The organism is Macrococcus sp. S115 (assembly GCF_030067655.1).
Classification (GTDB): Bacteria; Bacillota; Bacilli; order Staphylococcales; family Staphylococcaceae; genus Macrococcoides; species Macrococcoides psychrotolerans.
Map to the genome: position 1 here is coordinate 333,197 of NZ_JASJES010000001.1, position 15,195 is coordinate 348,391.

At 33.8% G+C, this 15,195-nt stretch carries 14 protein-coding genes; 5 read left to right on the plus strand and 9 right to left on the minus strand.

What is annotated here, in order from left to right:
• Nucleotides 1–12: 12 nt before the first annotated feature.
• Genes QNJ52_RS01685 through QNJ52_RS01695 form a run of 3 tightly spaced genes read right to left on the minus strand, consistent with a single transcriptional unit; the run spans nt 13 to nt 3,339 of the window.
• The gene (locus QNJ52_RS01685; protein ID WP_283721712.1) at nt 13–819 is read right to left on the minus strand and encodes an ABC transporter permease; all 807 of its coding nucleotides are present in this window, start codon (nt 817–819) and stop codon (nt 13–15) included.
• 22 nt (nt 820–841) lie between these two features.
• Complete coding sequence (locus QNJ52_RS01690) at nt 842–2,029, minus strand: glycosyltransferase family 4 protein (RefSeq protein WP_283721713.1); 1,188 nt, start codon at nt 2,027–2,029, stop codon at nt 842–844.
• Between the two features lie 53 nt (nt 2,030–2,082).
• A complete protein-coding gene (locus QNJ52_RS01695; protein WP_283721714.1) occupies nt 2,083–3,339 on the minus strand; it encodes a nucleotide sugar dehydrogenase in 1,257 nt (418 codons plus the stop codon).
• 295 nt (nt 3,340–3,634) lie between these two features.
• On the opposite strand from QNJ52_RS01695, the gene QNJ52_RS01700 reads away from it, so the two are divergent.
• Nucleotides 3,635–4,669: an LCP family glycopolymer transferase gene (locus tag QNJ52_RS01700; protein WP_283721715.1), complete on the plus strand. Its 1,035-nt coding sequence runs from the start codon at nt 3,635–3,637 to the stop codon at nt 4,667–4,669.
• A gap of 228 nt (nt 4,670–4,897) precedes the next feature.
• Here QNJ52_RS01700 and QNJ52_RS11550 read toward each other — a convergent pair whose 3' ends face one another.
• From QNJ52_RS11550 to QNJ52_RS01715, 4 genes are all read right to left on the minus strand, one after another.
• Nucleotides 4,898–5,053: a glycerophosphodiester phosphodiesterase family protein gene (locus tag QNJ52_RS11550; RefSeq protein ID WP_481817288.1), complete on the minus strand. Its 156-nt coding sequence runs from the start codon at nt 5,051–5,053 to the stop codon at nt 4,898–4,900.
• On the minus strand, nt 5,053–5,703 hold the full coding sequence (locus tag QNJ52_RS01705; protein ID WP_283721716.1) for a glycerophosphodiester phosphodiesterase family protein: 651 nt from the start codon (nt 5,701–5,703) through the stop codon (nt 5,053–5,055). Before QNJ52_RS01705 ends, QNJ52_RS11550 begins: the two co-directional genes overlap by 1 nt.
• 138 nt (nt 5,704–5,841) lie before the next feature.
• Complete coding sequence (galU, locus tag QNJ52_RS01710; RefSeq protein WP_283721717.1) at nt 5,842–6,708, minus strand: UTP--glucose-1-phosphate uridylyltransferase GalU; 867 nt, start codon at nt 6,706–6,708, stop codon at nt 5,842–5,844.
• A 12-nt stretch (nt 6,709–6,720) separates the two neighbouring features.
• A complete protein-coding gene (locus QNJ52_RS01715) occupies nt 6,721–9,483 on the minus strand; it encodes a CDP-glycerol glycerophosphotransferase family protein (protein WP_283721718.1) in 2,763 nt (920 codons plus the stop codon).
• Between the two features lie 109 nt (nt 9,484–9,592).
• Between QNJ52_RS01715 and tagD the strand changes: the two genes are divergently transcribed.
• Nucleotides 9,593–9,982, plus strand: a complete 390-nt coding sequence (gene tagD / locus QNJ52_RS01720) for a glycerol-3-phosphate cytidylyltransferase (RefSeq protein ID WP_101044191.1) — start codon at nt 9,593–9,595, stop codon at nt 9,980–9,982.
• Between the two features lie 10 nt (nt 9,983–9,992).
• On the opposite strand, the gene QNJ52_RS01725 is transcribed toward tagD, so the two are convergent.
• Both QNJ52_RS01725 and QNJ52_RS01730 read right to left on the minus strand, forming a co-directional pair.
• A complete protein-coding gene (locus tag QNJ52_RS01725) occupies nt 9,993–11,090 on the minus strand; it encodes a glycosyltransferase family 2 protein (protein WP_283721719.1) in 1,098 nt (365 codons plus the stop codon).
• Nucleotides 11,021–12,064: a CDP-glycerol glycerophosphotransferase family protein gene (locus QNJ52_RS01730; RefSeq protein ID WP_283721720.1), complete on the minus strand. Its 1,044-nt coding sequence runs from the start codon at nt 12,062–12,064 to the stop codon at nt 11,021–11,023. The genes QNJ52_RS01725 and QNJ52_RS01730 overlap by 70 nt, the downstream gene beginning before the upstream one ends.
• A 25-nt stretch (nt 12,065–12,089) precedes the next feature.
• Between QNJ52_RS01730 and QNJ52_RS01735 the strand changes: the two genes are divergently transcribed.
• From QNJ52_RS01735 to QNJ52_RS01745, 3 genes are all read left to right on the plus strand, one after another.
• Complete coding sequence (locus tag QNJ52_RS01735) at nt 12,090–13,220, plus strand: glycosyltransferase (RefSeq protein WP_283721721.1); 1,131 nt, start codon at nt 12,090–12,092, stop codon at nt 13,218–13,220.
• A gap of 78 nt (nt 13,221–13,298) precedes the next feature.
• On the plus strand, nt 13,299–14,591 hold the full coding sequence (locus QNJ52_RS01740; RefSeq protein ID WP_283721722.1) for an LCP family protein: 1,293 nt from the start codon (nt 13,299–13,301) through the stop codon (nt 14,589–14,591).
• An 11-nt stretch (nt 14,592–14,602) separates the two neighbouring features.
• Nucleotides 14,603–15,073: a DUF2538 family protein gene (locus QNJ52_RS01745; protein WP_133421645.1), complete on the plus strand. Its 471-nt coding sequence runs from the start codon at nt 14,603–14,605 to the stop codon at nt 15,071–15,073.
• Nucleotides 15,074–15,195 lie beyond the last annotated feature (122 nt).

Genomic DNA, 15,195 nt, shown 5'->3' on the forward strand with positions numbered 1-15,195 from the left:
TTGCACCTCAATTTATAAATAATCTACTAAACGATTCTTGAATCGATAATGAATATGTCCGCCGATATACAGCAATAAAAGTGTAAACGTCCAGAAATAAAGATGATCTGTGATATTCCCATAGAGCATCCCTTCACCTTCAATGAATGCATTGCGATATATTCCTATGAGATAAGCAAATGGATTGAGCATCGTGATTACCTTTAGTACAGGTGAAACCGTATTTACATCCCAGAATATTGGTGTGACAAAGAAACACATACGCAGCACGTTCTGTAGCATCTGCTTCGTATCTCTGATAAGAATGACCAATGTACTCATAATAAGATTAAATGCAAAGATCAGCATATAGGATGCAAATATAAAATACAGAAATTCAAAATAGTGACCAAACGATACAAAGTGATTAAAGTATGAAATTAAAAATATGATCAGTGTCGTAAATACCAAATTAATAAAGTTAATGACGTATGAAATAGACAATAGTACAGAAGAAGGGAATTTCATCTTAGTTACTAGACCTAACTGTGCATGTATCGTATTAGAACCTGCGTTAATTGCCTGGGAAATAAAGATCCATGGAAATAATCCTGTAATCAGATGGAGCAAATAGTTCATATCCCCGCTATGTGCATTCCCTCTTAACCCCATCCCAAAGACAATGTAATAAATAACGACCTGCATAAGGGGTTGTAGTATATTCCAGAATGCCCCAAGATAATGATTCGAATATTCACTTTTAAGATTATAGCGTGATAACTTCCAAATAAGATTTAAGTTGCGTATCTGCTCTTCTAACAATTCGATAATAATTTTCATAATTACAGCCTCTTCAATTTATTTAACTGATAAAATCCATTAGTTTATGAATATTTGTCTCCCATCTAAAAACTTCAGAACGAATTTTCTTTGTGTTCTCTGTATGACGCCTTAGCATGAATGGATCATCTTTGTATGTTAAGATGGCTTCCACCAGTTTTTCAGTTGAAGCGGATTCAATATTAATACCCACTTCATAATCCTGTATCAGCGCTTGAGTGAAGCCCCCTAAGTTGGTTACAACGGGCACCTCCATGCATATCGCGTCAATCACCTTGCCGGGAAGTACGTTCATAAATACTTCAGATTGCTTAAGAATGGAGAGTGCCACATGGTGTTCACTCGTAAATGAAAGACATTCAGACTTTGGCAGTGTTTCAAACACGTTAACATATTCGAGTTGCTGTTCATCTACAAATCGTCTGAAGTCATTGGCATGTATACCATAGACAATCGCATTAAATGGAATTTTATTCTTATTAAGTGCTACAGCGATCTCCTCCAGCTGTTTGTTATCCTGTGCAAAGCCTAGATTTCCAGTATATACGACGCTGAATGTTGCTTTTTTCGGTCGAAAGTTAAGTTCTTCATCGTTAATCGCATTCGGCAAGAATAGAAAGTCCTTATTTTTTACATATTTCTGAATGTGTGGAATGAACGACATATTATTCACTACAATTTTCTTTGCATTTCTATACATCCGTTTTTCCATCAATCTTAACATCGGCATAAATACGTCGATATTAATCTTATCGAGGGCAGACACACTGTCCGGCCATAAATCTCGAATTTCGAGTATCGTCTTGTTTGTAGTGATGTCACGCTGTAGAAATAATGTCCCCCATGGTGCAAATATATTAGGACTTGTAACATAGATGAGATCGAAATATTTTTCCGTATGCTTTACGAAGTAATGCACTTTCAGCATAAATTCAATATAATAATAAAACCTTGATGACATACTTTTCTTTTGTTTTTCATGACGCATCGCTAGTCGGATTACCCTATTATCAGCTACGTTATTTAACCGTTCATCATTCCAGTATTTTTCATCTTTATACATCTTCTCGTTCGGGTAAGAGGGCTGCGTCGTTAAGATATAGACATCATACCCATGATCCACGAGATGATTGAATATATTTTTCATACGGTTTGCTGCAGATCCGATTTCAGGATAGAAATTTTGTGAGATGAGCAATATGCTTTTCATAGAAACTCCTTATTAAAAAACAAACAGAATACGAACGTATTCTGTTGTTGTAGTTATAAATTGTATAAATTCCCGAAGTTATAGTATTTAACTTCTTTAAATTCATCCTTAGTCTTAACAACGTTCTTAGTATCAAGAATATATTTATTTCTCATTCCATCAAAATCACCATCAGTGAGCTGCTTAAATTCAGAATGATCACTCAATATCAATACTAAATCGCTGTCTTTAACCGCTGTTTCCATATCTTTTTCAACAAACTCCTGCTTCACATGAGGATCATATGCGACAACTTCATATTGAGATGCAGTTAACATTTCATAAATATCAAATGCAGGGGATTCACGAATATCATCCACATCCCCTTTATATGTCAAACCAAATACAGTGACTTTGTTGCCACCGAGCCTAGATAAGATGTCCTTCGTACGGTGTACAACATATTCAGGCATAGACACATTGATGTCACGTGCAAGTTTGATCAACAGCGCTTGCTCAGGGGCCTCTGCGATAATGAAATATGGATCAACCGCTAAACAGTGACCACCGACACCAGGACCTGGTTTATGTAAATTAACTCGAGGATGTTTATTTGCCATCTCAATCACATCATTAACATTAATCTCTAAATCGTTACAGATTTTAGCGAGTTCATTCGCTAGCGCGATATTTACATCACGATATGTGTTCTCCATTAATTTCGACATCTCAGCTGTCTTCGCCTGCGTCTCAATCATTTCACCTTTAACGAAGGTCCCATATACACGCTTACCCGCTTCAACACAAGCAGGGGTGATTCCGCCGATAATGCGATTGTTATATACTAATTCATGCATGATCTTACCCGGCAATACACGTTCCGGACAATGGACAAGATAGATATCTTCACCAATTATAAATCCTTCAGACTCGAGATAAGGCTTCACATGGTCATCCATGGTACGCGGTGCAATCGTCGACTCAACGATTACTATATCCCCCTTCTTAAGTAATGGGACGATACTTTCAACACCACACATCACGATCGAGATATCACATGATTTATGTTCATCGCTGTTATTTGGTGTCGGTACCGCAATAATATAAGCATCTGCCTGCTCTGGTATCGTCGAAGCTTTGAACTTACCCGAGGCCAGCACTTCCTCCAATGCTTCTTGTAACCCAGGTTCTTCTATATGAATCTGGCCGTTATTTAATTTATCTACAGCTTCTTGTTTAATATCAACCCCAACAACATCAACCCCATGTTTCGCAAACATAATTGATGTTGGTAATCCGATGTACCCTAGACCGATTGTTGTAAGTTTCAAATGAATCCATCCTTTTCTCAAGAAAACTCATATTTAATTAAGTAATATTTTTTATCTACTTCATGGGTAGTATAGCTTAAGAAAATACGGAAAAGTGAGAATTAAACAAATCTTCATAGTAGTTTTACGCTGATTATAAATTATTAATATTGAGTTAATAAACAGCTCATTTATATACTTTTTTAATATAATATGTTGATTGTAAACATAATGTAAAAGAAAAAAATTTAATATCAACGAATTTAATTTTATGTTAATATATTACAAGATATCACCAACATGACAGGAGCGACTTATGAAGAAAAGAATATGGATAATCACACTCATCATCATCTTAATAGGATTACTTGCAACTGCAGCAGTTGCTTATCAAACATTAAACACAAAGGTAGAGAAAACTGCTAAAGTAATCCATACAAATATCAGCCGAGAAAAGTCCGACCTACGCAAGGAACAAGTATCAATCAAAGATCATGATGCTATTTCAATCGCACTGTTCGGAGTTGACTCTAATACAACAAGACTCGCGACAGGAGACGCAGGACGCTCAGATACGATCATCATCATAAGTATCAACCCAACGAAAAATACAAGCGTAATGGTATCGATACCTCGAGATACATACAGTGAAATTGCCGGGCATAATACACACGAAAAGATTAATCGCGCATATAACCATGGCGGTGCTAAGATGGCAGTAGAATCTGTGGAAAAATTAATGAATGTCCCAATTGACTACTACGCCACGATCAATATGGATGGCATAGAAGAAATGATCGATACAGTCGGAGGAATCGACGTAGTAAGTAATGCAACCTTCAGCTATGAAGGTCATGATTTCGTACAAGGTGAACTGACGCACCTTAATGGGAAAGAAGCACTATCTTTCATTAGAAGCAGGAAGCAAGTAGGCGCAGGCGGAGATTTCGGAAGACAAGAACGCCAGCAATTAGTGATTCAGGCGCTGGCAGATAAACTGATTAGTATGAGTTCTGTATCTAAAATTGATTCATTATTAAAAACGATAGAAGGAAACGTCGTAACAGATGTGACATTTGATGACCTGAAAACTTTAATCAGCAATTATTCAGAATCATTAAATACGGTCGAAAGATTTCAATTAACAGGCTACGGTCAATTTCTTAACGACAATCTATGGTACTTTATTCCAAATCTAGAGGAAAAGCATCACATACAGAATACGTATCTAGAGAACTTGGGCTTAGAAGCGCAACCTTTAGAAAGTGAAACTTATGAATACCCTACTATTGAAACCCAAACAATTGAAACACAAGCAATTGAAGAGCAAACAAATGAGTTCGCTTATTAAGGAATATAATAAAAATATATTCATTTTTAGAATCAAAAGTACAAATTACTCCTAAAGATGATGTTTTATTTTTCTTGAAATATATCAGCTTTTTATAAATGTTATTATTTTAAATCTTTACTTCAATTTGGTAATAAAATACTTGAAAATGAAAGAATCAAAAAGAGAAACATGAAAAATGTTTCTCTTTTTGATTTTATATTCATCATTGAACGTTATTAAATAATATTAATCTGGAAAATTTGTGAAATAGCCATCTACATTAACACTTTTAGCGAACTCTTTATCACTTTTATTATTTATTGTATATGCATGTACTTCAAGATTATTTTCATGTAGCTTTTTAACATTATTATAGGTCAATTCTCTAAAGTCAGGTCCTATTACATCAGCATATTTTTTATTTCTTGCAAATCATCATCTGTACAATTTGTTAAGAAACCCTTATTCACAAGTTGTACAAGCTTTATATGATGATTTCTTTCTTTTATATATTTTAAATCTTCTGATGAAAATGTTTGAATGATAACTTTTTCTGCATCTATAGCGTCTTCTGAAAGAAATCCATTTAACTTCAGTTGATAAAGAAACTCATCTATTAATTTCTTCTTACCTATGTCTTTAATTTCTATATAATATTTAGTTTTATTACCGTACCTATCCAAAACCTCATTTAATGTGGGTACTTTTTCATTTTTATATTTTTTATCAAACCAGCTCCCCGCCTCTAACTGCTTTATCTCTTTTATTGTCAAATCATTAACTTTACCATGTCCATCTGTAGTACGATCAACAGTGTCATCGTGTATTGAAACTAAGTAATTATCTTTTGTTAAATGCAAGTCTAATTCTAAGTAGTCGACATTTTTGTTTTCTACAGCTATATCATATGCTTTAAATGTATGTTCTGGTGCATATCCACTTGCTCCTCTATGCGCAATAACTAGCGGTTTATTGCTTTTTTCTGTAACAACAATATATGACGTCGTTATAATAATTAAAAGCCCTATTAATATAAATAATATTTTCTTCATGCCCACCCTACCTTTAAAAATAAATACAAAAAAATATTTAAATTCCTATTAAAAACCAGTAGTTTGCAATAAAATATCGCTTACTACTGGTTTTATTTTTCATCTATTTTGAAAATCTCATATTTAAGAAAGTACTATTTATTTCAAAATAGATTTTAAGTATTCTCTTAATTTCCCTTCTAAATCTTTGTCTTTTAAAGCAAATTCAATAGTCGTTTGAATAAATCCAAATTTCTCTCCAACATCATATCTTGTTCCATCAAAGTCATACGCATAGACTTTGTCGACGTTATTAAGTTTATCTATGGCATCTGTTAGTTGAATTTCTCCCCCTGCACCTTCTGTTTGATTCTCTAGTAAATCAAATATTTCAGGAGATAAAACATAGCGACCCATTATTGCAAGTTGTGACTCAGTCGTACCCAAAGCAGGTTTTTCAATAAATCTATCTACTTCATGTAATCGCCCGTTACTATTTCTTGATTCAACTATTCCATATCGATATGTCTCTTCCTTAGGAACAGTTTGCACACCAATTACTGATTTTTCAGTTTCATCATATTTATCCATTAATTGCTTTATAGCAGGTGTATCAGATTCAACAATATCATCACCTAATAGAACAGCAAAAGGCTCATTACCTATAAACTGACGAGCCGTCCAAATAGCATGCCCTAAGCCTTTTTGCTCATTTTGTCTTACATAAAAGATATTAGCTAAATTAGTAGAAAATTGTACTTTTTCTAATAATTCGGTCTTACCACTTTTTTCTAAGTTCCATTCTAATTCTTTTTGGCTGTCAAAATGATCTTCAATCGCTCTTTTATGTTTACCAGTAACAATAATAATATCTGTAATACCAGCTTTCACAGCTTCTTCAACAATATATTGAATTGTTGGTTTATCAAGAATAGGTAACATTTCTTTTGGCATTGCTTTTGTTGCTGGTAAAAATCTTGTTCCCAACCCAGCAGCTGGGATAATAGCTTTAGTAATTTTTTTCATTTTAAATTCTCCTCAATTGATTACGTTATTAAATTCCTTGATCGATTTAATTCTATATTTTTCAAAGTTAAATGGTTTAAACGTTATATCATTATTCAAATGAGTTTCAAACCCTTTAATTAAACCTTCGACACTATTATCTACAATAATTGCATTTCCTTCTTCTAAGTATTCAATCGTTTCTTTTAAATTGACTGTAATAACAGCACGATTTAAAGCTAGCGCTTCATAGACAACTAATCCTAATCCTTCATAATTAGATGATAATACGAAAGCGTCTACTAAACCTAACAGAGGATACGGATTACTTATTCCACCTAGTATAACAATATTTTCTTTAGCAATTGATTCTCTAACCCATCCAATTGTTTCTCTTTTTAATGGGCCATGTGGACATATAAGTATTAAAAATATATTACTATTCTCCTTATAAGTCTCTTCAAATGCCTTTATCAATTTATCATGCCCTTTTTGATAGTCATATCTACCAATATTCATATAGACAGTAATATTTGGATTAAGTATCGCTTCTAGCATCTTCGTTTTAGAAACTCTAAATTCGTTATAAAGAGCGACAGAATAATTGTCTATATAAGAATCAGTATTATTCATATAATCTTGAATAAGCGAGAAATTAGACTTAAATAAATTTGGGAACTTTTCACTAAGCTCTTCTTCTAAGAGTAAATTTTTAAATGTCTGTGAAACAGAATTATTTAAAGATGATAATAATTTATTTTTCTGATCATCATTCAATTTATTTTTTAAATTATTTTTGTTTATAAATAATGATACAGAATCATCAATAAATTTTGTAAGTTCAACTTGCTCTTTATACACATTTTGTGCTTTTTTCTCAACAATTTTATCATCACTATTAACGAGATTTAATCCAATATTATCATTAAAACTATAATCAACCTTTACTTTGGCTAAACTAGCTAGTACATTTTCTTCTGCTAGATTTCTAGTACGTTTTTCACCGAGGAAATTATTTACAGTGACAATCTTATCTGATATTCCTTTAATATTTTTTGTGAGATTTTCCTTTAAATTTCTGTGTACTAAAACTATTCTGTCGGCTTTTTTATAAGCACCAAAAATTATTTTTTTACTAAAATTTCTTTTAGCTTCAAATTCAGCAAACATATCTGTATGAACCCAGATGGCCTTTTTACAATCTATATGTCTCATCATTTCTGCACTTTTTCTTTCAAAGCCTGTATAGTGAATAAACCAATCAACTTTTAAATCTCCAAATAATCTCGAAAACTCTTCACGATATATTCTCGATAATTGTTTTTCAATATTCTTAGGAGAAAATTTTTCATTCCATAAATATTGTTTTAAGAGCAATCTATCTGTAAAATTTCCGTTAATTTCACCAGTGATTGGATAGAAGTGGACATTTTCAGGTAAACTCAATAATCGAAAATAATGCTCTTTTTTCACTTTTTCTTTTTCAAAAAAACAAATATAATTTTTTTCATCGGTATCAACGTTCTCTAATGTATTAATTAAAGCCGTAGTTATTCCATTATTCCAAAACCCACCACTAACGATTAGCACTGTTTCTTTTCCGTTATGTAAATTATGTTCTTGTATACTTTCACTAACCGTTCCGTTTATCATATTTTCCAAAATATCTTTCGTGCCATCTATATAATCGAACTTATTAAACTCTTCAATCATCTTAGAATAATCAACCTTACTATCTAAATGATCGACTGAATTCATATTTTTTGTCAGATCGTCGATATTATCCACATTAATAAAAGGATACTCATTTATATTGTCATAAACGCCTCTATTATCTAAGTATTCTTCGAAATCATATGTATACAGTATTATAGGTTTCTTTAAATTTAAGTAATCATACATAATAGATGAGTAATCAGTAATTAATGCATCAGTACAAGTTAAAAATTCATAACTCTCTACAGAGTTTGGATATGGCTTAACTTTAGTAAATTCATCTGGAATAATAGTTTTATCAAACGGGTGTAACTTTACAAATAATACGATATCATCCTCTAGATGTTGTTCTAAATGAGTAATCGTTTTCATTATTTCATTATTTTTTGATACTTTACCAATTTTACCGCGCCATGTTGGCATGTAAACAATTACTCTTTTACCTTGTAAATTAAATTTCTCTTTTATTTCTTCTCTTTTATTTAGATCAAAAAGTATGCTATTTCTAGGAGATGGTCCAACTACGAATTTTCCATTATATACATTATTTAGATGATGCGTTCTTGCTAAAATATCCATAGTTTTTTTATTATTCACATAAATTTTATCCGCCATATAAAAATTTCGTTGCACATTAGATATACTCATTAAGTTTGGCAAATCTTTACCCATATATTTTAAAGGTGTCCCATGCCAAACTATAAAATATTTTTGTTCTGGTCTTTTGTTAAAGAATGGATAAAATGTTGTATCATTTATTAAATATTCAGAAGTTGCAAGACATTCATAGTATTCATGAGATAAATGACTTACAAAATTTATTCTGTTCAATAAATTAATTGGAATAAAACTTTCAATGTTATCAGTATCTCTTAAAGATACATTGATTATTGCGTTAGCACTTCTATTTGCTACTTCTTTAATCAAATAAAATATATGTCCATTAACCGTATCTCCATGAACAGCTTCAAAGAAATAAGAATTTTTTTTGATTGGTTTATTTCTTCTAGAATTTACATATATAAACTTACCTTTGTTGTTCTTGAAATTACTTACTTTCTTTTTTAACTGTGATTTCATACTGTCCCTCTTTCAATTGATTGAATTATATTCAATATACATTTACAAATTCTCAATAATATATTAACATAAATTTAACAAATATACATAGTTTATGGAGGTAATGAACTTGAAAAGAATCATTACATACGGAACATATGATTTATTACATTATGGTCATATCGAATTATTAAGAAGAGCTAAAGAAATGGGAGAATACTTAATTGTTGCACTTTCTACCGATGAATTCAATAAATTAAAAAACAAGAAATCTTATTATGATTACGAACAACGTAAAATGATGTTAGAATCTATTAGATACGTTGATTTAGTAATTCCTGAAAATGACTGGGAACAAAAAATATCTGATGTTGAGAAATACCACGTCGATACTTTCATTATGGGTCATGATTGGGAAGGTGAATTTGACTTTTTAAAAGACCATTGTGAAGTGATTTATCTTAAAAGAACCGAAGGAATATCTACAACACAAATTAAAGAAGAATTATATGGAAAATAAAGCAGCTGCATTAATTACGCAGCTGCTTTATTTTGTCCTTTATTCTTGTTTTTAATATAAACAATTGTCCTTTAACAGGGTGATGTAAAATATAGTTCTTCAATTTAAGGTGATGTGCTTTGATATAGTGTTCGAGCTGTTGTCGCTCCGATTTATTACCATACAGTGTTACAAAGAGCACGATTTGATTTAGGCTCTGATTGTTGTAAGTGTTTGTTCTCATCTCTTCGATATAGCGAATTACATCATCGATAAACTTTTCATCATGCTCAACACGCAAAACGTGTTTGATTAAATAACTGACAATCAATTCGTCCATTCTATAGCTATAGTATTGCATAAGCTCCTGTGAATTTTGTGAGGTTGCCAGTAGATCAAAGACACGTTGACGTGCTTTTATAGCATCTTTAATATATTCAGAGCCGTTTTGATAGCTTTGAGTGATGGATCCTGTGGATATGTGATAATAATAAACAACTTTATCCGTTACAAAGACACGATTCATCAGGCATTTAATATTAAAGGCATGTTCCTCACAGAATGTAATATCCTCATCAAACTGTGATAATATATCTCTACGGTATAACTTTGCTCCTGGTCCGATTGACTGCATCAATTCCGGTGATCGAGATAACGTTGTCGATCCTGACGTGTAGGTGTGGCTTTTAATTGGAATTAATTTGTTTGATTTCATATGCTGTATGTGTCCTACATAAACATCGTGTGCTGGTTGTGTCTGTATCAGTTGTTTAAAATGCTCAATCACGCCTTCAGCAAGTGAATCATCACTATCTAAAAACATCACGTAATCTGAGGTCGCTGCGATGATTCCTTTATTTCGTGCTTTAGCCGCGCCTTGATTGTCTTGATGTATATAGATGACTTGTTTGCTATTTTGATGTTGCCATGATTTAATCTGCTCGCGACTTTTATCGGTAGAGCCATCATCCACACAGATAATGTGATCTGCTGCTCTCGCAGAATCAAGCGCACGCGTTATTGTAGTTTCCGCGTTATATACAGGTATAATGACCGTTATCACTGTAATCGCTCCTTTATATACTGAATGATATCTTGTGTTGCATGCTGCGTCTGATAGTTTGTCCATCCATCTGTATCGATGCGTTCAATATGCGTTAGCTTCTGCTGTAATGCTTCAACTGTATATGCTTTTATTTCTTGTGGCAATGCATAGTAGTACTGATTTAATCCGCGTGAAGCTTCATATTCCGCTTCATCCGGCACATATAGCATGACACGCTTTCCTTTATACAGTGCTTCTATCGCGAGTGAACTATAATCTGTAATAATAATATCTGCAAGATTCAAGCACGCATCTAAAGTTAATTGCGAAATCTCGGTATCCGTCTCATAATTATGGTCTGAAGGGTGTGCACGGATGCGTAGGTTTTTCACGTGTTCATGCTTAAGTTTATCGCTTTCCTTCAACGTGTAATCTCGGTATGTCGGAACAAATAGTACTGTATCGGCTTCACTTTGTGATGCAGTTGAATATTCAAGTCTTGGTAGTCCGGTTTTAATAAAGTTCTTATCGGATGCATTCAATGATTGTTTAAATACTTCTATCATATGATCACCCGCAACGACATAACTATCTGTAAAGTCATATACATCTTTATACTGCTGGACCATCTTGGTGTTTGATACGTCTACAGAACGATCTTCAAGTCCGAATCGTTTCAATGCACTGGATGCATGCCATATTTGAATGACTTCTTGATCTCTATGCTTTGTAATAGCGCCGAACATTAAATAGTACGTATCGATAAGTATAACTTTCGCACGTTTCACCGCCTTGATATGCTGAAATACATATTTATTATTTAATGGAATCGCATTAATGTTATGATAATTTAATTGTTTCTTTACAACATCGTTATACTTCGGATGATATAATAGAGAAATATCGATTTTTTGTGAAGCGAGTTGCGTTATTATCGGTAATAGATCTTCTGTAAATGTCATTGTTATTACGATATGATTTGGTCTCGGCCTGGTAACAATGAATCGATCTAACAGTTTTAATAGGGTTATATAGCTCGCTTTGATTAATGTTCTCATACTACACCTCAGTCAGGAGTTTATCATGCAATCATTTACATTTTTAGTTCACAATATATATTATATCGGCGGAACAACGAGAGCCATCATTAATCTTGCAAATACATTAAGTACACGAGGTCACGATGTAACACTGTTATCTGTATTTAAAAGTAAAACTTCGCCTGCTTATCCGATTCACGAAAATATAAATGTTGAATGTATTATTGATTATAGTAATAAATTAAACATTGTGCCAATGATTATGAACAGAATTCATACATTCACACCATTGCTGAAGCCAAAAGTGATTCAGCCTGATGAACCCGGTTTAAATCAGTTCTCATCATATATTGAACGTAAGATCATACAGGCTATCCAGCATGTTGATACTGACTTTCTTGTCGGAACACGTGCAACGTATAATATATTAATTGCACAGTATAGCCGTACAACCACTATCGGTATGGAGCATATGCACTTTAATGCACATCCAGAACGTTTACAGTCTTTAATAAAATCTACATATTCTAACTTAGATTACATTACAACGTTAACGGATGAAGATCGTAATATCTATTCATCATTTCATCCGAACGTGTTTACATTGCCGAATATTATCCCAGAAACTACTTATCATCGAGATGAACAACCGATCATCTCAAGTCTTGGGCGTTTAGAACACGAGAAAGGATTCGATCTGTTTATAGAGAGTATCTATCATATCGCGCCTTCATTACGTGAATATGACTTTAAAGTAAATATATACGGTGAGGGCCATGAACAGAGTCAATTACATGACATGATCACTCATTATCATCTCGACGATATTATCTCCATTCACCCCATGACACAGGATGTTGCATCTATATATAGTAGAAGTATGATTGTAGCAGTGCCCTCTCGTTCTGAAGGATTTGGTATGGTGATTCTTGAGGCCATGCAAGCAGGTTGTAACGTGGTGAGCTTTAATGCACCTATCGGACCGAAAGCATTACTCAATGAAGATAATGCGATGGTAGTAGATTGCTTTAACACGCAGTTATTCGGAGAAGCTATGCTTACCCTTATTCATGATGCACAGTTGCGACAACATCTTAAACAAGGTGGCTATGCAACAGTCGTTCAGTTCTCTGAAGATGGGATATATAACATAATAAGACGTCAATTACTTTAAAATAAACTAAAGTTGTAAATGCTCTTCTATGCCTTTATAATTAAATCGTTTATTAATTTGAAAATAGGAAGTGTAACAATGAATAGAATATTTAAATGGATGCTTATACTATTGTCACTCAGCCTGATTGCAGTCCCTGTCGCTTATGGTGCTTATCTATATCATTCAACAAAAACGGCAATCGATACATCCTATAATAAAGCATACGAAAAGTCTCAACTGCGTGATAAGACCGTTAATCCTTCCGTAGATAATTTCTCTATCCTGTTCCTCGGTATCGATGACAGTCCTGAGCGCCGCGACAATGGTCAGAAGATAAGCGAGGCACGTACTGACTCTATGATTCTCGCGACATTTAACCGTGATGACAAACAAGTCCGCCTGATTGGTATACCGCGTGATACACTAAGTTACATTCCATCTGTTAAGATGTATGATAAGATTACGCATGCGCACGCTGAAGGTGGTCCTAAAAGTTCAGCACATGCTGTGGAGCAGAAGTTCAATGTACCAGTAGATTACTATGTAAGAGTGAACATGCAGGCGTTCGTTGACATTGTGGATGAACTTGGTGGTATTACGTTCGATGTGCCGTTTGATATCGACGAACCGACGAAGAATGACAAAGGCAGAATTAAGATAGAGAAAGGTCGCCGGCTTCTAAATGGTAATGAAGCTTTAGCCCTTGCCAGAAGCAGAAGTGTAGACACCGATCTTGGGCGTGGTAAACGTCAGATGGAGATGATTGTTGCACTGGCTAAGAAAGCGAAAGATTCAGGTTCAATCAGCAAGCTGGACGATCTGATAGAGATTCTTGGTAACAATGCAAAGCATAACTTAACGTTTAATGATATCAGTGCGATGGCACAGTATTATGCTTCAAATGATGTAAAGTTCACACAACGTCAGCTTCAAGGCACGGATTATATGTATAACGGTGTTTATTATTATAATCCAGTAATGGAAGACGTCTATGATATTTCTAAACTACTGCATGAAGACCTTGAGCTTAAGATGACTGAAGAAGATGACCTGCTGGACTACCAGGTACGTACGCTTTATAATGATCTCATTCCTTTGATGGAGCTGGACAGAGAAGAAGTTCGAGATGCTTATGAAAATACTAACGACAGCAGCGAATCCCCTTCACCAGAGTTTGATGATACTACAAACAGCAGTGAATCTCCTTCACCGGAGCTAGATAACACTATAGACAGCAGTGAAGCCCCTTCACCAGAGTTTAATGATACTACAGACAGCAGTGAATCTCCTTCACCGGAGCTAGATAACACTACAGAAACTGTAGTGCCAGAAAACAATCTTAATAGTGAAGCAACTATAGAAGAACAGATAGATACGAATATTTATTAAGGGAGGCCCCTATGACACGCAAAACTTATGAGAAGTATCAGCATATTGATAAAGTTTTTGATCGATTAGAAACAATCATGATCGAGAACAAAGACAGAGAGAATTTGCGTAAAGATTTCTTTTACGTGAACGATTATCACCGTCAGAACTATGAAGCATTACTCATCTATTATGGAGATGCCAGCGAAAATCCGCTCATGGATGGCGCCTGCTATATTGTAGGAATTCCTGAAATCTTTGAGCAGCTTAATATATTCGATTATGATGTGCCACTGGATTTCGTATTTGATGACGGACACTTAAGTGAGAACTTTAAATCAATTGATGTGCATTATCAGTATTTAATCGCAGCTGCGCTTGAAGTTTCTGATGTTCAGATCTTCAAACCTTCCGGCTTTGCGATGGGTATGAATCACTGGAATATTAATACGATGAAGCTCTTCTGGCAATACACAGCAATCATCAGATTAGAAGCGCTTTAGACGATTAGGACTTATACACGGTATAAGTCCTTTTTATTATGTACAACTTTAGTTCTTTACTCGATATATATAGTGATAATGACCAGGGCCGTATCATCAAGATTGGTGTTGCAAATGTTAAG